Here is a 23,234-nt window from a genome sequence, read left to right as displayed (position 1 = left end):
AGACGAGTCTGACGATGAACACACCACAAGCCGGCATCCTGCTGCCACTGCCGCCGCTGGCGCGCTACCTGTGCTTCGCGCTGCAGCCCGCCGCGTCCGCCGGCGACGCCCTGCGAGCGCTGGCCGAAGCGGCCGATGGGCAAGCGACGGTGGTCGGCATCGGCCGCGCGCTGGTCTCGGCGCTGGGTGGCGAGATCGCCGGCCTGCGCGGTTTTCCGGTGTTCGCCGGACGCGGGCTCGAATTGCCGGCGACGCCGGCGGCGCTGTGGGTCTGGCTGCGCGGCGACGACCGCGGCGAGCTCGTGCATCGCGCCCGACGCATCGAGGAGATGTTGGCGCCGGCCTTGCTCCTGACCGACACGCACGATGCTTTCGTGCACGCCGGCGGACGCGACCTTTCCGGCTACGAAGACGGCACCGAGAACCCGAGCGGCGACGACGCGGTGAGCACCGCGATCGTCGGCAACGAGCGCTACCCGGAACTCGCGGGATCGAGCTTCGTGGCGGTGCAGCGCTGGCGGCACGACTTCGCGCGTTTCGACAGCCTGGCGGCCGACGAACAGGATCTGGCCATCGGTCGCCGCCGGCTGGACAACGAGGAGATCGACGACGCGCCACCATCGGCGCACGTCAAACGCACGGCGCAGGAGAGCTTCACGCCCGAGGCCTTCGTTCTGCGGCGCTCGATGCCCTGGGCCGAAGGAAGGCGCGCGGGCTTGATGTTCGTCGCCTTTGCCGCGTCCTTCGATCCCTTCGAAGCGCAGCTGCGGCGGATGCTCGGTGTCGACGACGGCATCGTCGACGCGCTGTTCACGTTCACGCGGCCCGAGTCGGGAGCGTACTTCTGGTGCCCGCGGATCACCGGTGGACGGCTGGATCTCTCACTGCTGGGCCTTTGAAGCGTCGCCAGACCGCGCGCGCCAGGAGCCACCTTTGATTCGCCTGCGGCGTCCGCCGGTGTGCCCTCGAGCTAGCGGCCTTGGCGGTAAGGGCCGTGTCGCTCGCCTGCGTCAGGCAGGGGATTGCTCGCCTCCTGACGATCGACCACGGCGTACCGCCGTCAATATTCCGCGCAGGATCTCGAGCGGCGGCGGCGGGCAGCCGGGCACCGCGACATCGACCGGAATGACATTGGCCACGCGCCCGCAGCTCGCGTAGCTGTCGCCGAAAATGCCGCCGTCACAACCGCAGTCACCGACGGCGACCACCAGCTTGGGGTCCGGAGTGGCATCGTACGTGCGGCGCAAGGCGAGCTCCATATGCCGTGAAACGGGTCCGGTGACCAGCAGCATGTCGGCGTGGCGTGGGCTGGCGACGAACCGGATGCCGAGTCCTTCGATGTTGTAGTAAGAGTTGTTGAGGGCGTTGATTTCCAGCTCGCAGCCGTTGCACGAACCGGCATCGACCTGGCGAATGCTCAGCGCCTGGCCGAGAATCTCCAGGAGTTGGCGCTGAATGCGCTCACCGCCGACGCGCAGATCATCGCTGCACGCGGGCGGCGCTTCGCTGCGCATGCCGTTTTTCGCGATCAGTTTGACGATGCGCCACATCAGAGGTCGTGTCCCGAGTAGCTGAGGTTGAAGGATTTGTTGATCAGCGGAAAGTCGGGAACGATGTCGTCCATGACTGCGTGTTGGAGTACCGGCCAGTTCTGCCACGACGGGTCGTGGCAGTGACAGCGGCGGATACAGTTGGCGCCTTGCTGGCCATCATATTCGAGGGCGACGAAGATCTCGCCGCGCCAGCCTTCGACCCAGCCGGCGCCGAAGGCAAGCTTGCTCGGCAGCCGCAGTTCGCTGCGCGTCGGGCCGTCGGGAAGTTGGGAAAGAAGCACGCGAATCAGCCGCAGCGATTCCACTAGCTCGTCGAAACGCACGCTGACGCGGGCGGCGACGTCGCCGTCGCGCTGCGTCGCGATCTTTACCTGAAGCTGGTCATAGGGAGTCCACGGCCGCTCGCAGCGCAGGTCGGCGGCCTGGCCGCTGGCGCGACCGGCCAGGCCGGTCAGTCCCAGTCGTGCGGCGAGCTCCGGCAAGACCCGGCCGGTGGTCAGGAAGCGGTCTTGCAGGCCGGCGTGCTCGTCGTATACCTGGCGTAGTTCGTGCACTTCGCGCTCGATCCGGTCGCACTGCTCGGCCAAGCTGGCGGCAGTTGTTTGATCGACATTCGCGGTCACGCCACCCGGAACGACAACATCCATCATCAGACGGTGACCAAAAGCGTCATTGGCGAGGCGAAGCCAGTCTTCCCTGAGCCTCGAGAACTGCGCCAGCGCGAAGGCGAATGCCGCATCGTTGCCGAGCGCACCAAGGTCGCCGAGGTGGTTGGCAACGCGTTCGCGTTCGAGCAGCAGCGCTCGTAGCCAACTGGCGCGCTCGCTAATCTGGCAGCCCGCCAGCGATTCCAGCGCCATGCAGTAGGCCCAGCTGTAAGCGACCGTCGAATCACCCGAAATCCGCCCGGCCAGCCGATGTGCCTGGAGTGGCGGCAACTCGGTGAAACGCTTTTCGATTCCCTTGTGCGTGTAGCCCAGCCGTTGCTCCAGACGCTGCACCTTCTCGCCGACGACCGAGAAGCGAAAGTGTCCCGGTTCGATGATTCCCGCATGCACCGGCCCGACCGGGATCTCATGGACGCCGTCGCCCTCGACGCGAACGAAGGCGTAGTCGGTCACTGCTCTCGGCGTGGCAGTTGCTTTCTGCGCCCCTTGCCGACGCAGCGGTAAGTAATCCTCAGGCCAGGCGCCGTGGTTCAGCCACGGCCGTCGATCGCTGGCGCCTTCGGCAGTGACGCCGAGCAGATCGGCCGCCGCCCGTTGCATGCGGTCTGCACAAGGAAAAAACGGCACCAGGTCAGGATAGGTCGCAGCCCGCTCGGTGAGTGGCAAGTCGAGCCACAGCAGACCTTCACGAACGGCATAGGCCGCGGCGATCACCAGACCGCCCGACGCGCCTTGCGTTCGATCGGACGCCCAGAGAGCGACTAGCCGTCCGCCGCTCTCGGACAGCGCCCGGGCGAGCACCTGCCAGGTTTCGTTACGCACTGTAGCGCGCCAGATCGGCAGAGGGGCCGGCAGGCGTTCGCAATCGAGGCTGAACCCGGAAATCAGCATCGCCTTAACCCCCAATCATCGCCGCCGCCTGACGATACCAGTCGTGCAGGTACGGTGGGATATACAGGCCAAGCATCAGGCCCAGACCCAGGTGCGCGAACACCGGGAACAGTGCTGGCGTGTGGCCGAGCGTCTTCTTGAGCGAGGTTTCGCCGAAGACCATCGGTTGCACCCGGCTGAAGACGGCAGCGAAAGCGACGCCGAGGGCCAGCAGCAGGAATGGCGTCGCCCAGGAGTGGTCGCGCATGGCCGTGGTGAGAATCAGGAATTCGCTGGCGAAGACGCCGAAAGGTGGCATGCCGAGAATCGCCAGCGAGCCGAGCATCATCCCCCAGGCGAGCCGCGGACTGACCTTGATCAGGCCGCGGATGTCGGTCATGTTCTGTGTTCCGGCCTTCTGCGTGGCATGCCCGACGGCAAAAAAGATGGCCGACTTGATCAGCGAATGGACCGTCATGTGCAGCAAGCCGGCGTAGTTTGCGATCGCCCCACCCATGCCGAAAGCGAAGGTGATCAGCCCCATGTGCTCGATCGACGAGTAGGCAAACATGCGCTTGACGTCCTTCTGCCGCGACAGGAAGAACGCCGCCACGACCACCGACAGCAGACCGAAGCCCATCATCAGCTCGCCGGCGAGCTGGTTGCCCAGCGCCCCGTCGGTGAGCACCTTGCAGCGCAAAAGGGCATAGACCGCGACGTTCAACAGCAGGCCCGAGAGCACGGCCGAAACCGGCGTCGGCCCCTCCGCGTGTGCATCCGGTAGCCAATTGTGCATCGGCACCAGGCCAACCTTGGTGCCGTAGCCGATGAACAGGAAAGCGAAAGCCAGGGTGATGATGGTCGGATCGAGCTGTGTCTTGACCGCGTCGAGGTGGGTCCACAACAAGGCACCAGCCTCGGTGCCGATCACCTTTTCCGCCGCCATGTACAGCAATACCGTCCCGAACAGGGCCTGGGCGATACCGACGCCACAGAGAATGAAGTATTTCCACGCGGCTTCGAGGCTGGCGGCGGTCCGGTACACGCTGACCAGCAGCACGGTGGTCAGCGTCGCCGCCTCCATGGCCACCCACAGGATGCCCATGTTGTTGGTGGTCAGCGCCAGCAACATGGTGAAAGTGAACAATTGGTACATGCTGTGGTAGAGGCGCTGCCGCTGCGGCGTCATTTTGCCGTGGTCTTGCTCGATGCGCATGTAAGGCCGCGAGAAGATGGCTGTGGTCAGGCCGACAAAGCTGGTCAGGGTGACCAGAAAGACGTTCAGCGGGTCAATGAAGAACTCGTGCTTCCAGAGCAGCTGCGGCCCACCCGAGACAATCTCGACGGTCAGTAGGCAGGTGGCGATGAAGGTTGCGAGGCTGAAGGCGACGTTGATTTCGCGCGCGCTGTCGCGCTGCCCGGTGAACGCCAGAACCAGGCTGCCAAGCAGGGGAATGCCGAGGACGTAGAACAGCGTTGCCAAGTCAGTCCTCCTTGAGCTTTTCGAGGTGGCTGATGTCGAGGCTATCGAACTGCTCGCGAATCTGGAACATGAAGACGCCGAGGATCAGAATGCCGACCAGCACGTCGAGAGCGATGCCGAGTTCAACGACCATCGGCATGCCGTAGGTGGCCGACGTGGCGGCGAAGAACAGGCCGTTTTCCATCGACAGGAAGCCGATCACCTGTGGCACCGCCTTGGCGCGGGTGATCATCATCAGGAACGAGAGCAGCACGCAGGCCAGCGCGATGCCGAGCGTGCCGCGGGCGATGCTGGTCGACAGCCTGGAGATCGGTAGCGCCAGGTCGAAGGCGAAAATGACCAGCGCGATGCCGACGATCATCGTCGTCGGGATGTTGATCAGCGTTTCAATATCCCAGCGCACGTTGAGGCGATTGATCACCCGGTGCAGCAGCAAGGGGATCAGGATGACCTTGACCACCAGGGTGATGCCGGCCGACAGGTAGAGGTGCGGCTGCTCAGTCGCGTAGCCGACCACCAGCGTCGCCGCGACAAGCGTTGCGCCCTGCGCGGTGAACAGGTGAATCAGCGACAGAATCCGCCGCTGCGAGATCATCGCAAAGGCGAGGATCAGGAGCATTGACGCCAGCAGATTGATCAGTTGGGCGACGAATTCACTCATCTCACGGCCGTACCAGGATGTGCACCAACATGCCGATCACCGCCAGCAGGAACGCGGTGGCGAGAAATTCCGGGACGCGAAAGATGCGCATCTTGGCGCTGAGCGTCTCGAGTAGCGCCAGCAGAGCGCCGCCGATCGCCAGCTTCAGGATCAGCGCCGGCATCGCCAGCAGCAGCGCCAGCGGCGCCTGCGCCTCGGCGACGCCCCAGGGGAAGAACAGCGCCAGCCCGATGCACGAGTAGGCGAAGAGCTTCAGGCTCGCGGCCCATTCGAGCAGCGCCAGATGGCGGCCCGAATACTCGAGGATCAAGGCTTCGTGAATCATTGTCAGTTCGAGGTGCGTCGCCGGGTTGTCCACCGGCACGCGGGCGTTTTCGGCCAGCGACACCATGGTGAAGGCGACGCCGGCAAAAGCCAGACTCGGATAGATCGCCAGATCGCGGTGCGCCAGTGTCTCGACGATGGTCGTCAGCGACGTTGATTTCGAGATCAGCGATGCCGAAAACAGGACCATCAGCAGCGCCGGCTCGGCGAGAAAGCCGATCAGCATTTCACGTCGCGCGCCCAGCGTGCCAAAAGAAGTACCGACATCCATGGCCGCCAGCGAAATGAATACCCGCGCCAGTCCGAGCAGGCCCACCAGGGCAATGGCGTCTGCCGCCGGCGACAGCGGCAGGTCGGTCGATAAGGTCGGGACGATTGCGCAGGCCAGCGCCATGCAGCCGAAAACGATGTACGGAGCGCCGCGGAACAGCGGCGAAGCGTGCTCGGCAAGCACCGACTCCTTGTTGAACAGTTTGTGCAGCATGCGGTATGGCTGCAGCAAGCTCGGCGCCGAACGGTTCTGCAGCCAGGCGCGCCATTGATTGATCCAGCCGCTGAGCAAGGGCGCCAAAAGCAGCGCCAGGACGATCTCCAGCAGTTGCGAGAAGACGCCGAGCCAGGTCATAGCTCGACCACCAGCAGCACGGCGATCAGGGTCACGAAGCTGTACAGCAGGTAGACCGCAATCCGTCCCTGTTGCAACAGACCGATGAGCCGTGCCAGGCGCTCAACGGCGGCAGCCAGCGGCAGGTAAAGCCAGTGCCAGAAGGGGTCGGTGACACTGACGCGATAGCGCGGCCTGGCATCGAAAGCCGTCGGCAGCTCGCGCTCCCAGCGGAAGAAGGGCTCGAAGATTTGCCGAATCGGTTGTCCGAAACCTTCGGCGGTATCCTGCATACGCGCGTTCTGCCAGGGGAAGCCGCAGTCCCAGGGCGCCGCGCGCCGCACGCGGCCGTGATAGAAGAGGCGCACCAGCAGGAAGGCGAGCGCGAAGCTGGCCGCGACACCGAGCAGGAAAATCGTTGGCCCGTAGCTCGCGCGCTCGATCGCCACCGGCGCCAACAGCCAGCTGCTGCCGCCGACCGTCCTGGCCAGGCCCGAGCCCACCAGCAGCTGCGTCACCGGATCGATGAGGGCGATGAACTGCACCGGAAACAGTCCGAGCGCAATGCAGCCGGTGACCAGCCAGGCCATGCCGATACGCTCCCAGCGTCCGGCATCATGCGCCTGCGCCAGCTTCTCCTCGCGTGGCTGGCCGAGGAAAATGATGCCGAAGAACTTGACCATGGTGTAGCCGGCAAGCGCGGCGACCAGCGCGATCAGGGCGGCGACCACGGGAATCAGCATATTGAGGAATGAACTCGGCAAATCCGGCGCGAACAGGAAGCTCTGCAGCAGCAGCCACTCGGAGACAAAGCCGCCAAAGGGCGGCAAGCCGGCGCTGGCCAGAACACCAATCAGCATGGCCCAGGCCACCCAGGGCATGGTGCGGATCAAACCACCGAGCTTGCCGAGGTTGCGTTCGCGGGTGGCGTGCAGGACCGCGCCGGTGCCGACAAAGAGTAGCCCCTTGAAAAAAGCATGACTGGCCACGTGGTAGAGCACTGCGGTCAACGCCAGGGCTGCCATCAGCGGCATTCCCTGCGTAGAGAACAATACCGCCAGGCCGATGCCCGTGAATAGCAGACCAATATTTTCAATCGATGAGTAGGCCAGCAGGCGTTTCATATCGACCTGCACCGCGGCGAAGACGACACCGAACAGCGCGGTCGACAAACCGACCGCCAGCAGCACCAGACTCCACCACCACAGCGGTGTGCCGAGGAGATCGAATACGACCCGCAGCACGCCATAAATGGCGGTCTTCAACATGACCCCGCTCATCAGCGCGGAAACTGGCGACGGCGCCGCCGGATGTGCCTCGGGAAGCCATACGTGCAGCGGTACGATGCCCGCCTTGGCGCCGAAACCGAACAGTGCCAGCAGGAAGGCGATCGACGCCCGGTTGGGCAAAATCTCCTGCGAGCGCATGTTGGCAAAAGTGTAGTCGCCGGTATCCGCCTGCAGGATGCCGAAGCACAACAGGATGCCGAGAGCGCCGACATGCGCGATCAGCAGGTAGAGGTAGCCTGCGCGCTGGATCTCGACGATGCGGTGGTTGGCGGTGACCAGGAAGAAAGACGACAGGGCCATCGTTTCCCACATCACCATGAATGCGTAGGCGTCGTCAGCGAGAACGACAAGGACCATGCTCGCCAGAAAGATATGGTATTCGAGCGCCAACAAGCCGGGCGGCGTGCCTTCGCCCTTGCGAAAGTAGCCGGCCGCGAACGCCGACACCCCGGCTGCAACGCCACCAATGATCATCAGGAAGAACGCCGACAGGCTGTCGAGGCGAAAATGGAAGGGCAGACCTGGCAGCCCGAGGGGCAGCACCGCCACCTCCGGCGAGCTGACGATCGCGCTCAGAGCGACGCCGAACAAGAGCAGGCCGAAGGCCCCGCCGGCGGGAAACAGCACTCTCGCCACCAGCGCCAGGCGGTGCAAGGCGAAGACCCCTGCGCCGCCAATCAGCAGCCACGCCGCAACAACCAGCAGGACCCAGTCCAGATGCACCCAGCTGCTCGGATCGAGGAAGGCACCCGTGCTGATCACTGGCAACTGGCACCCCGTAGTTCCTCGCCGGCCGCGCTTGCGTAGCCGGGTTCACGAGCGATGCTTACGCATTCGTGGCAAGTCAGCGCGTCTCGACCACCACCGATAGGGAACAACATACCGCCCAGAGCTCCAGAAAACGCCTCGGGAAGGGGCGAAAAATGGCGTGCGTGAAGACTGTTGCGAGCTTGGCCAGAGCAGCCCGCGGCAACAGATTTTTCTGTTATTGTGTGCGTCAAGCGCCAATTATATGCGCTGCCAAAACGATGTCCATGATAATTTAACGCACACCAAATGTCCGATATGGAAAACCGAACCGCACGCTTGACGATTCTCGTCGACCCCGTCAAGAAACGAATCTTCGAAGAAATCTGCACGGCCCACGATCTGACGCCGTCGCAGGTGGTCAGGAAGCTAATCCGCCAATACATCATTGAAAACGCGGGTGACCGCGAACTTCCAGAGTGGCTGAAGGGATGAGCGTCAGCCGGCGCGAGGGTCGCCCTGATCGCGGTCGAGCATTACGGCACGGGGTTAGCCGCCGGGGTAACTTCTCGCCCCCACGGGTCGCCTCGGAATGCGATTCTTCTGCGCTGGTCTGCCTCGGACAGGCCTTCTGACGCTGGCAACGAGGGCGCCAATGAGCAGCGTCGCGCGCTGCGCGCGATTTCAGCTCTTGCTGAAGAGCTCGCGCAGGCTGCGCATGTAGACGGCGGCTGCCGCGCTGCCCTCGGCGGCTGCCCACGGCGCGCGCTCGGCTTCGTCGAGTGGCAGGTAGGGGCCGGCCTTGGCTTCGAGCATCACCGTGCCGGCGGTCAGCGCCAGCACGGTGTGATAGACGCCGTGCGGAATGTCGACGCCGCAGACACCGCCCTGCGGGCGCAATTCGACGCTCTGCGCGACGGCGCCGAAGTCGTCGAAAAAGACTACACCGAGGCGGCCGCGAACGACGATCATCGTCTCGCCCTTGTTGGCGTCGAGGTGACGATGCGGCAGCAGGTACGAGCCGGGCTCGATGGCGTTGAGCAGACGGTGTGCGACCGCCGCGTCGGTGGCGTGGAAATTGTGGTTCTTGCGCAGGCGCGGGTTGCTGCGCGCTGCGTCGCTGACCGCGTCGAGCAAGGCCCGATCGATCAACACGGGCGCTTCGGAAGTCTTCATTGGCTTGGCTGTGGTGAGTTGGCTGAATGCTTGAATGTTTGAATGTTTGACTGCGCTGAATCGGCTCAGGGGTAATCGACGCTGACGTTGTCGCTGCTCAGCCAGTCGCTCAGCGCCTTCAGCAGGTCGTCTTCGAGGCGTACCCGGTTGGCTTCGCCGAACAGTAGCTCGCAGACCGCTTCGCCGTTACGGTAAGTGATGCGCACCGGGCAGGTGCCCGGCGTATACGGCTCGAGCAGCGTGCGCAGGCGCTGGGCGGCGAGGCGGGCGTTGGCGCCGCTGGCCTGGCCGTTCAGCGACAGGCGCAGATGGCGGGCAAAACGGCCGCGCGCGTCGGCCAGTGTCAGCAGTTGATCGGCGACGATTTTCAGCCGGCCTTCGCCGGCAAAATCGTCGCGCTGGACGCGGCCTTCGACGATCAGCACCTCGTCTTCCCTGATCTTGGCGCGTTGGGCTTCGAGCAGCTCGTTATAGACCGCGACTTCGAGCGAACTGGTGCCGTCGTCGAGCTGGATGAACGCCATCTTGCCGCGGCTGGTGAGCTTGGTACGCACGCTGACGACCAGGCCGGCGAGGAACTGGGCTTCCTTGCGGGCCTCCAGCGCTGCCAGCGGCTTGCGCGCAAAACGCGACACTTCGGCCTGCAGCTCGTGAAAGGGGTGGCCGGAAAAGTAGAAGCCGAGCGCCAGCTTTTCGGCGTTGAGCTTCTGCCTTTCGCTCCACCGAGGGACTTCGACGTAGCGCGGTTGGTGCTCGCTGCGATCGTCGCCGGCCGCGTCGAGGACGTCGAACAGGCTGACCTGCATGGCGTTGCGCTCGGTCTGCTCGGCGGCTTCGATGGCCAGGCTGACCGACGCCAGCAGTCGCGCCCGATGGTCGTCGAGCGAGTCGAAGGCGCCGGCACGAATCAGCGCTTCGATCGTTCGCCGATTGACCATCCGTTTGTCGGAACGCCGACAGAAATCGAACAGGTCGGTAAACGCGCCGCCTTGCTGGCGAGCTTTCAGGATGGTATTGACCGCCTGTTCGCCGGTGCCCTTGATCGCCCCGAGACCGTAACGGAGAGTGCGTCTATCGACCGGCGTGAAACGGTATTCCGAGGTATTGACGTCGGGGCCGAGGATCTGCAGGCCGTTGCCGAGAGCGTCGTCGTGCACAAATTTGACGCTGTCGGTATTGTCCATGTCCGACGACAGCGTCGCCGCCATGAAGGCCGCGCAATGGTGCGCCTTCAGCCAGGCGGTATGGTAGGTGATGACGGCGTAGGCGGCGGTGTGCGACTTGTTGAAACCGTATTCGGCGAACTTCTCCATCAGATCGAAGAGCTGCATCGCCAGCTTTTCGTCGTAGCCCTTGGTCTTCGCTCCGTCGCGCATCAGGTCGCGATGCAGCGCCATGTCTTCGGCCTTCTTCTTGCCCATCGCGCGGCGCAGCAGGTCGGCGGCGCCAAGCGTATAGCCGCCGATGATCTGCGCGATCTGCATCACCTGTTCCTGATAGACGATGACCCCGTAGGTCGGCTCCAGGCAGGCCTTCAGGTCATCGATGAAGTAGTCGATCTTCTGCTGGCCTTTCTTGCGCAGGATGAAGTCGTCGACCATTCCCGAACCGAGCGGACCGGGTCGGTAGAGCGCCAGCACGGCGATGATGTCTTCGAAGCGGTCCGGCGCGAGCTTCCTGACCAGCTTTTTCATGCCCTCCGATTCGACCTGGAAAATCGCCGTGGTGTTGCCGTCCTTGAGGATCTGGTAGGCCTTCGGGTCGTCGAAGGGAAGCTTCGCCAGATCGGGGCGTTGGCCGCTGAGCTGCTCGACGTACTTGAGCGCCAGTTCGATGATCGTCAGGTTGCGCAGGCCGAGGAAGTCGAACTTCACCAGGCCGACCTTCTCGACGTCGTCCTTGTCGTATTGCGAAACCACCGAGCCGCCACCGTCGGCCGAATAGACCGGGCAGAAGTCGGTCAGTTTGCCGGGCGCAATCAGCACGCCACCGGCGTGCATGCCGACGTTGCGGGTCAGGTCTTCAAGGCGGGCGGCGAGCTCGAAGAGGTCCCTGACCTCCTCCTCGTCGTCTATCCGGGCCTGTAGTTGCGGTTCGGCGAGCAGCGCCTTGGCCAGCGACAGCGGTTTGTTGGTCTCGACGGGGATCAGCTTGGCGAGCTGGTCGCAGAAGTTGTACGGCAGATCGAGCACGCGGCCGACGTCACGGATCACCGCTTTCGACGACATGGTCCCGAAAGTAACGATCTGCGAGACCGCCGCCGGCCCGTACTTGTCGCGCACGTACTCGATCACTCGCCAGCGGTTGTCCTGGCAGAAGTCGATATCGAAGTCGGGCATCGACACCCGCTCGGGGTTGAGGAAGCGCTCGAAGAGCAGCGCGTAGCGCAGCGGGTCGAGGTCGGTGATTCCGAGCGCATAAGCGACCACCGAGCCGGCGCCCGAGCCACGCCCCGGCCCGACCGGGCAGCCGTTGTGGCGCGCCCAGTTGATGAAATCGGCGACGATCAGGAAGTAGCCGGGGAATCCCATCTGCACGACGGTGTCGGTTTCGAGCTGCAGGCGGGCATCGTAGGGCGGCCGTTGCGTCGCGCGTTCGGCGGCGTCGGGAAATAGCTGCTGCAGGCGGATCTCGAGGCCGGCGACGGCCTGCTGGCGGAGAAAATCGGCCAGCGTCATGCCTGGCGGAGTCGGGAAGTCGGGCAGGTAGCTCTTGCCGAGGGTGATCTCGAGATTGCAGCGCTTGGCGATCTCGACCGAGTTTTCGAGCGCTGTCGGCAGGTCGGAAAACAGTTCGAGCATCTCGTCGGTCGACTTGAAGTACTGCTCCTCGGTGTACAAGCGCGGCCGCCGGACGTCGCCGAGCATATAGCCTTCGGCAATGCACACGCGCGCCTCGTGCGCCTTGAAATCGTCGCGTTCGAGAAACTGGATCGGATGCGTGGCGACCAGCGGCAACTGCAGCTCGGCGGCGAGCTCGGCCGTGGTGTTGACCAGGAATTCTTGCTGCGGCTGCCCGTAGCGCTGGATTTCCAGGTAGAAAGCGTCCGGGAACAAGGCCTGCCAGCGCTCTGCGCAGCGCGTCGCCTGCTCGAGCTTGCCCTGCAGCAGCGCTTCGCCGACGTCGCCAGCCGCGCCGCCAGACAGTGCGATCAGGCCGTCGACGCCGACTTCGTGCAACATCCGGTGGCTGATCTCGGCGCGTCCCCGTAGCCGCGGCGCCAGGTAGGCGCGCGACAGCAGCTCGCAGAGTTGCAGGTAGCCTTGCTTCGAGCGTACCAGCAGCAGCAGGCGGTGCGGACGATCAGGGTCGCTTTCGTTGGCGATGAACGCATCGCAGCCGAGCACCGGCTTGATCCCCTGATAGCGCGCGGCCGAGTAAAACTTGACCAGACCGAAGACGTTGGCCAGGTCGGTGAGCGCCAGCGCCGGCATCCCGTAACGGTCGGCGCGGCCGACCGCATCGCCAAGACGAACGATCCCGTCGGTGACCGAGTACTCGCTGTGCAGGCGCAGGTGGATGAACGGCGTTTCAGGCATCCCGCCATTTTACCCCGGCGCGGTCGCCCGAAGGCGGCGCTTGCCGCCTAGCTCTGGTCTACCCAATCAATGATCGGCTGCCACTGTTCGAGGTCCTTGGCCGCGCGCGCCGGCGAAAGGTCGAATATCGTCATGCCGTTGAGCGTCGTCTGCACGTAGAGCTGCGTGTTGCGCAGATAGGTCAGCACCGGCAGATCGAACTTCTCGAAGAAGCGCTCGAGTTCGGCCGCCGCACGCGTCCGTGGATCGACCCGCATGCCGACGACGGCGACGAAGGCGTGTTCGTCGCGGACCGCTTTCTCGGCCAGCAGGGCCTCGAGGAAATGGCGCGTCGCGAGCATGTCGAAGAGCGACGCCTGCACCGGCACGAGAACCCGGTTGACGTGCTTGACGACGTTGTCGAGCGCTTTGCCGTGCAGCGCAGCCGGCGTGTCGAGGACGACGTGCGTGGTGCCCTTAGGCGGTCGCGCGGTCTTGCCGGGCTCGATATCCCAACTGCGAATGGTTGGCAGCAGCTTGGGCCGCAAGCGCAGCCACTCGCGCGACGACTGCTGGCGATCGACGTCGCCGAGCATCACCCGACAGCCGCTGCGCGCAAGATGGCCGGCGAGATTGATGGCCAGCGTCGATTTACCTGCACCACCCTTTGGATTGGCAATCAGGAAGGATTTCATGCGTTCTTGTCCTTGTCATGGGTCGTGTTCAGGCGTTGCAGCTTGTCGCGAACCAGGTTGATGTGCTCGCGCAGAGTGTAAAGCAGATCGGTATAGCTCAGCGGGATATTGCGTGAGTTGGCGTCGTCCTCGATGCGGTCGATGCGACGCACGTACTCGTCATGACGCGTCGGCTGGTAATCCTTGCGCAGCTCGTTTTCGAGGAACTTCAGATCGCCGTAGCACCGGAAGATCCGCGAGCGCACGCGCCAGCTGTAGAGCGCCGGTGCGAACTTCAGCAACGGCAGCGACAGCATCACCAGCGGCAGCACCATCACGAACAGGCGTTCGGCCAGGACCGCCAGCCAGAACGGCAGGTAGCGTTGCAGAAACGGCGGGCCGGACTGGTAATAACGCCTGGCGTCCGGCGAAAGCACCAGACTCTGGTCCTTGTACGCCGGAAACTCGCCGGCGTACTGGAAGAAGCCGCTCTTGCCGTTGACCTCGGTCATTGCCTGCAGCAGCAGGTTGGCGAGTGCCGGATGCAGGTCGTCGCGAACGACGACGTTGGCGGTCGTCGCCAGCAGCACGGTATCGCTCGGCGGTACTTCGCGCACCAGGTTGACGACGCCGCGTGGCAGGACGATCTTCGACAGAAACGGCAACAGCCGCAGATAGGCGTCGGCCTGGCTGAAGCTGGCGACGTGCAGTTCGGGCGAACGCAACAGCACCTGCACGACTGGCGCTTCCTGCGCGGCGACGACGAAAACCGCGTCGATCTGACCCTGCTGCAGCGCTTCGGCCGCCTCCAGGCCGCCGATCGGCAACAGCGTCGGGCTGTCGGGCGGGATTTCGTTGGCGGCGAGCAGCTGCAGCGCTAGTCCGCGAGTGCCGCTGCCAGCGGCACCGATGGCAATCCGCTGGCCGGCCAGCTGGTGCAGCCGGGTGATCGGTTGCGGGCCGCGATAGAAGACCCACACCGGTTCGTAGGAAACGCTGCCCAGCGAGCGCAGGTGCGTCGATTCGGGATCGGCCGCCGGCGGTACGATGCCGCCCTGCACGAAGGCGACGTCGGCGTCACCGTGGTCCAGCCGTTGCAGGTTCTCGATCGACCCCGCCGACGTCAGGATCTCGAGGGTGATGCCCTTGGCCGCCAGCAATGGCGCGTAACGTTGCGCGTAGGAATGGTAGGCGCCGGCTGCGTCGCCGGTGCTGATCCTTAGCCGGCGCGGCGGCTCGGGTTCGACGAACTGATAGGCGACGATCAGGCCGATCGCCGTGATCACTACGATCGGCCAGGCGGTGGCCAGCAGGTAGCGGACGGCGACCAGGCGGGCGCGCAAGCGCTCCATCAAGGCAGCATGATCGTCGATCCGGTGAGCTTGCGTCCGGCCAGGTCATGGTGGGCAGCGGCCACTTCGCGCAGTGGGTAAGTCTGGTTGATCTCGATCCTGACCGTGCCGGCCGCGACGACGTCGAACAGTTCGGCGCTCAGCGCCAGCAGGTCGGCACGCTTCGTCGTGTAATGCATCAGCGTTGGCCGGGTCAGGAACAGCGAGCCCTTCTGCGACAGCAGCAGCGGGTCGAAGGGCGGCACCGGGCCCGACGCGTTGCCCAGACAGACCAGCATGCCGCAGGTCCGCAGGCTGTCGAGCGAACCGGCAAAGGTGTCCTTGCCAACGCCGTCGTAGACCACCGCGACGCCCTCGCCGCCGGTGATTTCGCGAACGCGCGCGGCGAAGTCCTGGCGCGTGTAGTCGATCACGTGGTCGCAGCCGTGCGCCTGCGCCAGCGCCGCCTTGGCCGCGTTGGAGACGGTGCCGATCACCGTCGCGCCGAGCGCCTTGGCCCACTGGCAGGCGATCAGCCCGACGCCGCCGGCGACGGCGTGGATCAGCACCGTGTCGCCGGCCTGCACGCGGTACGTTCGGCGCAGCAGATAAGCGCTGGTCAAGCCCTGCAGCATCATCGCCGCGGCGGTGCGCGCGCTGATTGCCGCGGGCAGTTTGAGCAGGCGGTGCGCCGGCAGGCAGCGCAGCTCGCTGTAGGCGCCGACCGGCCCCCCCGCGTAAGCGACGCGGTCGCCGACCTGCACTTCGCTGACGTCCTCACCAACCGCTTCGACGACGCCCGCCGCTTCGAGGCCGAGGCCGCTCGGCAGCGGTAGCGGATAAAGGCCGCTGCGATGGTAGATGTCGATGAAGTTGAGACCGACCGCCTGGTGACGAACACGCGCCTCGCCGGGCGCCGGGTCGCCGACTTCGACTTCCTCCCAGTGCATCGTTTCGGGCCCGCCGGTGTGGTGTATACGAATGGCAAACGGCATGACGATCTCCTTCAATGGTGCAACGTGACAGTCTAGTGCGGCGCCCGCTTTTTGAGCAAGCGCAAAAAGAGCCGCTCTGGAGGTCACTTACGGGACCAGCCAACACGCTCGTCCACAGACTTATCCACAGCAATGGTGGGTAATCCAGCCGCAGCCGACCGCGAGCAGCCGGAAACGGCCCGGGTGATGGCTCAGGCGGGCGTTAGCTTGGCGTACTCGAGGGCCAGCCATTTCATGCCGCCGGCGCCGAAATTGACCTGCACGCGCGCTTCGCTACCGCTGCCTTCGGCGGCGACGATCACCCCCACGCCGAAACGCGCGTGCCGGACGCTCTGGCCGATGCGCAGGCCGTTGGCCGCTGCCTGCGGCTGTTGCCAGCCGGCAGCGGCCGCAGGCCGGGTCGGCGCGGCCGGGGCGTTGGCGGCACCGCCACTGACCTTGCGCAGCAGTTCCACCGGTAGCTCGTCGAGAAAGCTCGACGGCAGGCAGTAGCGCGTCTGGCCGTGCAGCATGCGCGTCTGCGCGTGCGTCAGGTACAGGCGCTGCCGCGCGCGCGTGACGGCGACGTACATCAGCCGTCGTTCCTCCTCGAGGCCGTCGCGTTCCTGCGCGGCGTTCTCGTGCGGGAAAAGGCCCTGCTCGAGGCCGGTAATGAAGACTACGTCGAACTCCAGGCCCTTGGCGGCATGGACGGTCATCAACTGGACGGCTTCCTGGCCCTCGCCGGCCTGGTGCTCGCCGGCCTCGAGCGAAGCGTGCGCCAGGAAAGACGCCAGTGGGCCACCATCGGCGACCGTTTCGCCGCCGGCCAGCGGCGGCTCGTCGTCGTGCAGGAAGCTGGTCGCCGCGTTGATCAGTTCGTCGAGGTTCTCGAGTCGATCCTGGCCTTCCTTGTCGGCCAGATAGTGTTGGCGAAGACCGCTTTGCTCGACGATCCGGTCGATCACCTCGGGCAAGGCGAGTTCCTTCGCTTCGCTGCGCAGCGTCTCGATCAGCCGGACGAATCGGCCGACCGCCGCGCCGCTCTTGCCGGCCAGACTGGCGGCGGCGTTATAGAGGCTGCAATTGCTGCGCTGCGCCGCTTCCTGCAGCGCTTCGACGCTACGGCTGCCGATGCCGCGCGTCGGAAAATTGACCACCCGCGCGAAAGCGGTATCGTCGTCGGGGTTGGCGAGCAGGCGCAGGTAGGCGAGCGCGTGCTTGATCTCCTGGCGATCGAAGAAGCGCAGGCCGCCATGCACGCGGTACGGCACGCCAAGCCTGAACAGCTCGTGTTCGAGGACGCGCGACTGCGCGTTCGAGCGATAGAGCAGCGCGACCTGCTGGCGCGACACGCCCGCGCGCAGCAACTCGGAAATCTCCTCGACGACGAAGCGCGCCTCGGCGATGTCCGAATAGCCCTCGAAAACACGGATCGGCTCGCCGGCGCCGGCTTCGGTCCATAGCGTCTTGCCGAGGCGGCCGCGGTTCTGCTTGATCAGCGCGTTGGCGGCGTCAAGGATGTTGCCGTGCGAGCGGTAGTTCTGCTCCAGGCGAATGACGTTCGCCAGCTCGAACTCGCGCTGCAGGTCGCGCATGTTGCCGATCTCGGCGCCGCGAAAGGCGTAGATCGACTGGTCGTCGTCGCCGACCGCGAAGAGGTAGGCGCCAGTGCCTGCTGAACTGGCGCGGCCGTGGCCGGCGAGCAGCTTCAGCCAGGCGTACTGCAGGCGGTTGGTGTCCTGGAATTCGTCGACCAGGATGTGCCGGAAGCGGGCCTGATAGTGCTCGCGCAAGGGCTCGTTGCGTTGCAGCAGCTCGTACGAACGCAGCAGCAGCTCGGCGAAGTCGAGCACGCCTTCGCGCTGGCACTGCCCCTCGTATTCGGTGTACAGCTCGACGCGGCGGCCGGTGTAGCTGTCGTAAGCCTCGGCCTGCGCGGCGCGAATCCCCTGTTCCTTGTGCGCGTTGATGAAGTGCATCAGCTCGCGCGGCGGATATTTCTCGTCGTCGATGTTGAGGTTTTTCAGCAGGCGTTTGATCGCTGACAGCTGGTCGGCCGAATCGAGAATCTGGAACTGCGCCGACAGCCCGGCCTCGCGGTAATGCGCGCGCAGGAAACGGTTGCACAGCCCGTGAAAGGTGCCGATCCACATGCTGCGAGTGTTGATCGGCAGCAGCGCCGCCAGGCGCGCCTGCATCTCCTTCGCCGCCTTGTTGGTGAAGGTCACCGCCAGGATGCCCTGCGGCCCGACCTGTGCGGTCGAGATCAACCACGCGATGCGGGTGGTCAGCACCCGCGTCTTGCCGCTGCCGGCGCCAGCGAGGATCAGCGCGTGCTGTGGCGGTAGCGTGACGGCAGCGAGCTGCGGCGGATTGAGGTGGGCGAGTAGATCGGACATGGCACGGGGCTTCCTGGCGAGGCAGGCCCGATTATAGCCGCCGCGCCCAAGCCGCCGATCGTCAGCGATCGGCGGCGCCCGGGCGCCGCCGAATTTGGCCCTTCGCCGTTCACACGCGGAAGCCGTTGCAGACGCGTTCGAGGCCTCGCGACATTTCTTCCAGACTGCTGACGTTCCTGGCGATCTCGGCCTGTGAGTAAGCGTTTTGCTCGGCCATCCGGGCGACCTGCTCGACGCTCAAGGCGATCGTCGTGCTCGCCAGTCGCTGCTCCTCGACGGCGCCGGTGATCTCGCTGACCTCGGCCGCGACATGGCCGAGATTCTCTTTGACCATCGCCATCGCCGCGTAAGCCTTGTCGGCCTGGGCGACGCTCTGGGTGACCGCCGCCAGGCTCGCCGCCATGCCCCGTGCGGCCTCGTCCGAGCGATCGCCGATGGCGTCGACCATCGTCGAGATTTCCTGCGTCGATCGCGTCGTACGCTCGGCCAGCTTGCGGACTTCGTCGGCCACCACCGCGAAGCCGCGTCCCTGCTCACCCGCACGAGCCGCTTCGATGGCCGCGTTGAGTGCCAGCAGATTGGTCTGGTCGGCGATCTCTCGGATGGTGTCGACAATGCTCGTGATCCGCCGCGCCTCGTCGCCGAGCGCGCCGATCACCTGCCCGGCGATGTGCACGGAATCGGCGACGCGGCCGATCTCGGTGGTCATCGCGTGCACCTCGTCGCCGCCGCGCAAGGCGAGTTCCGCGGCCTCGTCGGTGCGGTTCCGGACCTTGTTCGCGAAATCGGCGACCTGCGTGATGCTCGCCGCCGTTTCTTCGACCGAGGCCGCCATTGAGGCGGCGGCGTCGGTCTGCGTTCGCGAGCTCTCGACAACCCGGCCGGCCTCGGCGGTCAGCCGCTCGGCAGCGCCCAGCACCTGGCTGGAACTGCCACGGATGCTGCGCACCGTCGTGGCCAGTCCCTGCTGCATGATTTTCATGTGTGCCAGCAGGCTGCGTTGGTCGTTGGCGTCGACCCGGACTTCTCCGGTCAGATCGCCCGCCGCGACCTGCGCCGCGACTTCGCCCGCGTAGGCCGGTTCACCGCCCAGCAGCTTCATCAGAACGCGGTACACCAGCAGATGCGAGGCGACCACGAAGAGCAGCGCCAGCGCGCCGACCCCCATGCTCGATTGCAACATCCAGTGGCGCGTTTCGGCCTGCGCCGCGTCGCTCCGTTCGCCGAACGCCTGCAGCTCGCCGGCCAGACTGTCAAGCTGTTTGGTCACCTGCTCGGCCGAACTGTCGAAGCCATCAGCGCCCTTCATCATCGCGTTGCCTGCCTCGCGCCCCTGGTCGATGTAGGTACGCGCCATCGCTTCGCCGGTCTCGTAGAGCTTCCCGACCGCCGCCTTGAGCGCCTTGACCGGCGCCTGCCGGTCGGGCAGCAGGCTGGCCAGGCGGTCGAGCTGGGCCAGCGCCAGGTCACGCTGGTGGGCGGCGTCGGCGAATTCGGGTTCGCCAACGGCGGCCGCGTCGGTCAGATACTGCTGGATCTGCACGACGTGGAAGCGGGTGTCCTTGAACGCCTGGATACCCTGCTGGGCGATCGCCGCATGGCCTACGGCGGCCTTCAACAGGACGTTGCTGTTCCAGATGATGGCGTTGCCAAGCGCCAACAGCGCGCAGAGAACCAGCGCTGATACGGCGAGCAGTCGCTTGATGGTCAACCCGGCCATGATTTCAGTCACCTTTCTTCTTGCTTGTTGTCGGAACCGGCTGGCGTCGATCGGGAAGCTGACGCCCGCTCTGTTTATTGCCTGGGCATTATCCATGGCGCGCGTATTTTAGCTGTTAAAACAGGCCCGAAGGAAGTGTCTCGAAAGAGCTCCCGGGCACGCCATGCGAGGCCCGCGGCCGTCGCTGCTGGTACCGAAAGAGTGTCTCCGGGTGATGATCTGCGCGGTCGCCGGCGTGCTCGACATAAGCGGCAATGGCCCACTGCCGCTGACCGCGCGGCAGCCGACAACGCCCGACAATTGCCGCTGGTGGCGGAGCGCGTTTGTCTTTGCTGCTCGCGCTGAATATACTCGGGCCGTAGTTCATCGACACCCCGCTGGCTGGCCGCCGTCGCTGGCCGGAAGTTCCAGGCTTTTTACCCTGGCCTGCTTCAGTTCGCCTGACTCGCTGGCTGCGCGCGCAAAGAGCAAGGCCGTGCCGCTGCCGAGCCACCGCATGGAGGGCATTCGCATGGCTTCAAGCACGCTGAGAGATAGTCCGTCTGACTGGTTCACGTGGCTTCATTGCTGCCGGCTGGCGGCGCTGCTGGTGTTGGCCCCTGGCCTTGGCGGCTGCGCTTCGACGACGCTCAACGTCGTCCAGAATGGGCAGCTGATTGAGGGCAGCGCCATCGCTGGCGTCGACGTCGTACACCGGGGCGTGCGGATGCAGCCGCAGCACCGTATGGCGCTGGAGGTCGGTGATGAAATCGAGACCGACGCGCAATCGACCGTCGTCCTGAGTTTCGCCGACGGCGCGCGGGTCTACGTGCAGCCCGCCACGCACGTTCGCCTGGGATCGATCTTCGTCTTCTTCGGCGAGGTGCTGGTCAAGGTCAAAGGCTATTTCAAGGTCCAGACCGAGTACGCCACCGCCGCTTCGGAAGGCACCGAGTACCTGGTTCGCGTCGACCCCGAGCAGCGCGTCAGGGTCGTCGCTGCCGAGGACAGCGTCGGCTTGACGTCGAACAGTGGGCGGTGGACCAGAACGTCGCTGGCCGTCGGACGCGCGGCGTCGATTGTTGGCGCCGGGCTGCTCGAAGTCGGGCCAGCGAATGCCGGCGAAGTCGAACAGATCCGCCGCCGGATCAGCGATCTCGACAAGCTGGTGCCGACGCCCAGCAACTTTGGCACGGCGGCGCTGGTCGGCGGCATATTTGCCATCGGCGTCGGCACGGCCAGTAGCAGAGGGTCGCACGATAGTTATGACGACGTTCGGCAACCGCCGTCGGAACCAGCACCGCGAGGACGAGTGCCACAACCCCTGCCGAAAGAGCAGAAATGAGCGATCGACGGCAGCTGCCGCGGCGTTGCCCGGATCAGCACCACGATCCAGCCTGGCGTCCTTGCTTGGGTTCGCTGCGGCCAGGCTGAGCGGCGGCGCCTGACCCGTGCGGCACGACCCGCCGAGGCTGTTCATCAGCTATCGCCGCGAAGACAGCGTCGCTTACGCCGGGCGCCTGTACGACCACCTGAGCGCGCACTTGGGCCGCGAGCGGGTGTTCATGGATATCGGCCAGATCGCTCCGGGTGACGATTTCGTCGCTGTCCTCGAGGCGCGTATCAAGGCCAGCGAGGTGGTCATCGCGCTGATCGGCCCGGCCTGGCTGAGCGCGCATAACGAGCAGGGCCGACGTCTCGAGCAGGCCGACGACTTCGTTCGCTACGAACTCGCCGAGGCGCTCAAACAGCGCAAGCGAGTCATCCCGGTGCTGGTCGGCGGCGCGCGCATGCCCGACGTGAAGGAGCTGCCGGCGGCGCTTGGCGCGCTCGCCCGCCATCAGGCGCAGCCACTTGACGACACGCGCTTTCAGCTCGACCTCGACGCGCTGATTCGCAGCATCGAGCAGCGGCCATCCCTGCTCGGCCAGTTTGCGCAGCTGCTGAACAGCGAACGCTTGCGCAAGTGGCGGCGCTACAGCGTCGTCAGCGCCGCGCTGCTGATGCTCTTCCTGGCCTGGCTGCAGCTCTTCGACGCGCTCGGCGTCGATACGCGAATCGAGAGCTATACCATGGCGCTCGGTGACCTGGTCGCCAGCGTGCCGGTCAGCGAGCGCATCGTCATTGTCAGCTTTAACGAGAAATCCGAAGAGCGCCTGGGCAAGTTCGGTCCGCACTGGCGTCACGAACACGCGCGCGTCATCGACCGCCTGGTTGATGCCGGCGCCAAAGTGATCGTCTTCGACGTCTATTTCGAAAAACCGGCGGCGGCCGACGGCGAACTGATTGCCGCCGTCGAACGCGCGCGCCAGCATGGAACGTCAGTGATCGTCGGCGTCAATCGACTGATCGACGAGCAGCCGGCCGTGATTGCCGGGCTCGCCGGCAACAGCTGGGGAATGCTCTGCGTCGGTGGCCGGCTCGGCTATGCTGCGGTGGCGCCGCTGGCCGTTCGCAAAGCGGCCCCTGCCGGCGCCGGTGGTGATCGCATCACTGGCAAATTCGGCGCCATCGGCACGCTCGCCGTCGGCGCTACGACGCTGGCCGTGGACGAGCAGCGGCACGAGCTGACGGTCGTCAGTGAAGCCGGCAAGACGCTCTGGCGCGGGCCGCTACAAGCGCTGCCGGCGCGCGTCGGGCAAGCGGGGCAGGCGCGCAACGATTGCCCCTTGCTGAGCGCCGGCGACGAAGTCGCCGAGACGCTGATTCGCCTGGCGCCGCTGCCGGCCTGGCGAGCCGCACCGCAGCGCTACGATTACGAACAGCTCGCCGGGCCAGCGGCGACGATCGGCAGCGGCGAACTCGCCGGCAAGATCGTCCTGATTGGCGACGGCCGTGCGGGCAGCGACGAATTCCGCGTCCTGTACGGCATCGGCGCGGAACGACGCCACGGCGTCGAATTGCACGCCGACATCGTCAACAACCTGCTGCAGGGAATCCACGTTCGCCCGCTCGAGCCCTTGCTGCAGGGCCTGCTGATGGTCGGCATGGCCGCCGCCGGTGCCTGGCTGCGCGTCTTCAGGCCGGCGCTGCGCGCGCTGCCGCGGCGCCTGCTGGTCGCCGCCGCGCTGCTGCTCTACCTGGCGCTGACCGTCGTCGCCTATACGCAGTACGGCGTTCTGTTCAATACCGCTTACCACCTCGGGGCCTTCCTGCTGACGTACTGGCTGCTCGGCCGGCTCGGCAAGCTCGAGACCTGACGTCGCGGCGGACTGACGCGCCGCTGCTCCGGCGTCGGCAGCGTGGGCATGGCGGCCGCGC

General features: G+C 65.4%; 17 protein-coding genes. 4 read left to right on the top strand and 13 right to left on the bottom strand.

From position 1 onward, the window contains the following. Nucleotides 1-14: 14 nt before the first annotated feature. Nucleotides 15-899: a Dyp-type peroxidase gene (locus QZ656_RS11175; protein ID WP_291993456.1), complete on the top strand. Its 885-nt coding sequence runs from the start codon at nt 15-17 to the stop codon at nt 897-899. Nucleotides 900-1,010: 111 nt separating this feature from the next. Here QZ656_RS11175 and QZ656_RS11170 read toward each other — a convergent pair whose 3' ends face one another. From QZ656_RS11170 to hyfB, 6 genes are read right to left on the bottom strand one after another with little or no spacing between them, the layout of a single operon-like run. After that, nucleotides 1,011-1,550 (bottom strand): formate hydrogenlyase, encoded by a 540-nt coding sequence (locus tag QZ656_RS11170; RefSeq protein ID WP_291993455.1) that lies wholly within the window; start codon nt 1,548-1,550, stop codon nt 1,011-1,013. Next, complete coding sequence (locus QZ656_RS11165; protein ID WP_291993454.1) at nt 1,550-3,112, bottom strand: NADH-quinone oxidoreductase subunit C; 1,563 nt, start codon at nt 3,110-3,112, stop codon at nt 1,550-1,552. Before QZ656_RS11165 ends, QZ656_RS11170 begins: the two co-directional genes overlap by 1 nt. A gap of 4 nt (nt 3,113-3,116) precedes the next feature. Next, entirely contained in the window at nt 3,117-4,574 is a 1,458-nt protein-coding gene (locus QZ656_RS11160; RefSeq protein ID WP_291993453.1) for a hydrogenase 4 subunit F, read from the bottom strand. A 1-nt stretch (nt 4,575) separates the two neighbouring features. After that, nucleotides 4,576-5,235: a formate hydrogenlyase gene (locus QZ656_RS11155; protein WP_291993452.1), complete on the bottom strand. Its 660-nt coding sequence runs from the start codon at nt 5,233-5,235 to the stop codon at nt 4,576-4,578. Between the two features lies 1 nt (nt 5,236). Then, nucleotides 5,237-6,184, bottom strand: coding sequence for an NADH-quinone oxidoreductase subunit H (locus QZ656_RS11150; protein ID WP_291993451.1), 948 nt, complete (start codon nt 6,182-6,184; stop codon nt 5,237-5,239). Continuing rightward, nucleotides 6,181-8,214: a hydrogenase 4 subunit B gene (gene hyfB / locus QZ656_RS11145; protein ID WP_291993837.1), complete on the bottom strand. Its 2,034-nt coding sequence runs from the start codon at nt 8,212-8,214 to the stop codon at nt 6,181-6,183. The genes QZ656_RS11150 and hyfB overlap by 4 nt, the downstream gene beginning before the upstream one ends. Nucleotides 8,215-8,517: 303 nt before the next feature. Here hyfB and QZ656_RS11140 point away from each other — a divergent pair, with 303 nt between their 5' ends. Then, nucleotides 8,518-8,694, top strand: a complete 177-nt coding sequence (locus QZ656_RS11140) for a CopG family transcriptional regulator (protein ID WP_291993450.1) — start codon at nt 8,518-8,520, stop codon at nt 8,692-8,694. 189 nt (nt 8,695-8,883) lie between these two features. Here QZ656_RS11140 and QZ656_RS11135 read toward each other — a convergent pair whose 3' ends face one another. The 7 genes from QZ656_RS11135 to QZ656_RS11105 all read right to left on the bottom strand — a co-directional run bounded on the left by QZ656_RS11135 (nt 8,884) and on the right by QZ656_RS11105 (nt 20,006). Continuing rightward, nucleotides 8,884-9,375 carry a WbuC family cupin fold metalloprotein gene (locus QZ656_RS11135; RefSeq protein WP_291993449.1) on the bottom strand — a complete coding sequence of 164 codons (492 nt, stop codon included), beginning with the start codon at nt 9,373-9,375 and terminating at the stop codon, nt 8,884-8,886. A gap of 65 nt (nt 9,376-9,440) precedes the next feature. Next, a complete protein-coding gene (dnaE, locus tag QZ656_RS11130) occupies nt 9,441-12,914 on the bottom strand; it encodes a DNA polymerase III subunit alpha (protein ID WP_291993448.1) in 3,474 nt (1,157 codons plus the stop codon). Between the two features lie 47 nt (nt 12,915-12,961). Next, the gene (locus QZ656_RS11125) at nt 12,962-13,588 is read right to left on the bottom strand and encodes a ParA family protein (RefSeq protein WP_291993447.1); all 627 of its coding nucleotides are present in this window, start codon (nt 13,586-13,588) and stop codon (nt 12,962-12,964) included. After that, on the bottom strand, nt 13,585-14,919 hold the full coding sequence (locus tag QZ656_RS11120) for a TAXI family TRAP transporter solute-binding subunit (protein WP_291993836.1): 1,335 nt from the start codon (nt 14,917-14,919) through the stop codon (nt 13,585-13,587). The genes QZ656_RS11125 and QZ656_RS11120 overlap by 4 nt, the downstream gene beginning before the upstream one ends. Further along, on the bottom strand, nt 14,919-15,893 hold the full coding sequence (locus tag QZ656_RS11115) for a quinone oxidoreductase (RefSeq protein WP_291993446.1): 975 nt from the start codon (nt 15,891-15,893) through the stop codon (nt 14,919-14,921). The genes QZ656_RS11120 and QZ656_RS11115 overlap by 1 nt, the downstream gene beginning before the upstream one ends. 191 nt (nt 15,894-16,084) lie before the next feature. Further along, complete coding sequence (locus QZ656_RS11110) at nt 16,085-18,274, bottom strand: UvrD-helicase domain-containing protein (protein ID WP_291993445.1); 2,190 nt, start codon at nt 18,272-18,274, stop codon at nt 16,085-16,087. 109 nt (nt 18,275-18,383) lie between these two features. After that, complete coding sequence (locus QZ656_RS11105; RefSeq protein ID WP_291993444.1) at nt 18,384-20,006, bottom strand: methyl-accepting chemotaxis protein; 1,623 nt, start codon at nt 20,004-20,006, stop codon at nt 18,384-18,386. Nucleotides 20,007-20,505: 499 nt separating this feature from the next. Here QZ656_RS11105 and QZ656_RS11100 point away from each other — a divergent pair, with 499 nt between their 5' ends. Both QZ656_RS11100 and QZ656_RS11095 read left to right on the top strand, forming a co-directional pair. Next, nucleotides 20,506-21,318 (top strand): FecR family protein, encoded by an 813-nt coding sequence (locus QZ656_RS11100; RefSeq protein WP_291993443.1) that lies wholly within the window; start codon nt 20,506-20,508, stop codon nt 21,316-21,318. Nucleotides 21,319-21,424: 106 nt separating this feature from the next. After that, nucleotides 21,425-23,173 carry a CHASE2 domain-containing protein gene (locus tag QZ656_RS11095; RefSeq protein ID WP_291993442.1) on the top strand — a complete coding sequence of 583 codons (1,749 nt, stop codon included), beginning with the start codon at nt 21,425-21,427 and terminating at the stop codon, nt 23,171-23,173. Nucleotides 23,174-23,234 lie beyond the last annotated feature (61 nt).

The organism is Candidatus Accumulibacter sp. ACC003, from assembly GCF_907163085.1.
In the GTDB taxonomy this organism is placed as follows: domain Bacteria; phylum Pseudomonadota; class Gammaproteobacteria; order Burkholderiales; family Rhodocyclaceae; genus Accumulibacter.
Note: the sequence above shows the minus strand (reverse complement) of the source record. Positions and strands in the feature narration are given on the sequence as shown.

Bases quoted from the DNA above. Each gene is read 5' to 3' on its own strand.
- QZ656_RS11100 (WP_291993443.1), top strand. From the start codon at position 20,506: ATGGCTTCAAGCACGCTGAGAGATAGTCCGTCTGACTGGTTCACGTGG.
- QZ656_RS11170 (WP_291993455.1), bottom strand. From the start codon at position 1,550: ATGTGGCGCATCGTCAAACTGATCGCGAAAAACGGCATGCGCAGCGAA.
- QZ656_RS11120 (WP_291993836.1), bottom strand. From the start codon at position 14,919: ATGGAGCGCTTGCGCGCCCGCCTGGTCGCCGTCCGCTACCTGCTGGCC.
- QZ656_RS11110 (WP_291993445.1), bottom strand. From the start codon at position 18,274: ATGTCCGATCTACTCGCCCACCTCAATCCGCCGCAGCTCGCTGCCGTC.
- QZ656_RS11140 (WP_291993450.1), top strand. From the start codon at position 8,518: ATGGAAAACCGAACCGCACGCTTGACGATTCTCGTCGACCCCGTCAAG.
- QZ656_RS11125 (WP_291993447.1), bottom strand. From the start codon at position 13,588: ATGAAATCCTTCCTGATTGCCAATCCAAAGGGTGGTGCAGGTAAATCG.
- QZ656_RS11135 (WP_291993449.1), bottom strand. From the start codon at position 9,375: ATGAAGACTTCCGAAGCGCCCGTGTTGATCGATCGGGCCTTGCTCGAC.
- QZ656_RS11115 (WP_291993446.1), bottom strand. From the start codon at position 15,893: ATGCCGTTTGCCATTCGTATACACCACACCGGCGGGCCCGAAACGATG.
- QZ656_RS11150 (WP_291993451.1), bottom strand. From the start codon at position 6,184: ATGACCTGGCTCGGCGTCTTCTCGCAACTGCTGGAGATCGTCCTGGCG.
- QZ656_RS11175 (WP_291993456.1), top strand. From the start codon at position 15: ATGAACACACCACAAGCCGGCATCCTGCTGCCACTGCCGCCGCTGGCG.
- QZ656_RS11155 (WP_291993452.1), bottom strand. From the start codon at position 5,235: ATGAGTGAATTCGTCGCCCAACTGATCAATCTGCTGGCGTCAATGCTC.
- dnaE (WP_291993448.1), bottom strand. From the start codon at position 12,914: ATGCCTGAAACGCCGTTCATCCACCTGCGCCTGCACAGCGAGTACTCG.
- QZ656_RS11165 (WP_291993454.1), bottom strand. From the start codon at position 3,112: ATGCTGATTTCCGGGTTCAGCCTCGATTGCGAACGCCTGCCGGCCCCT.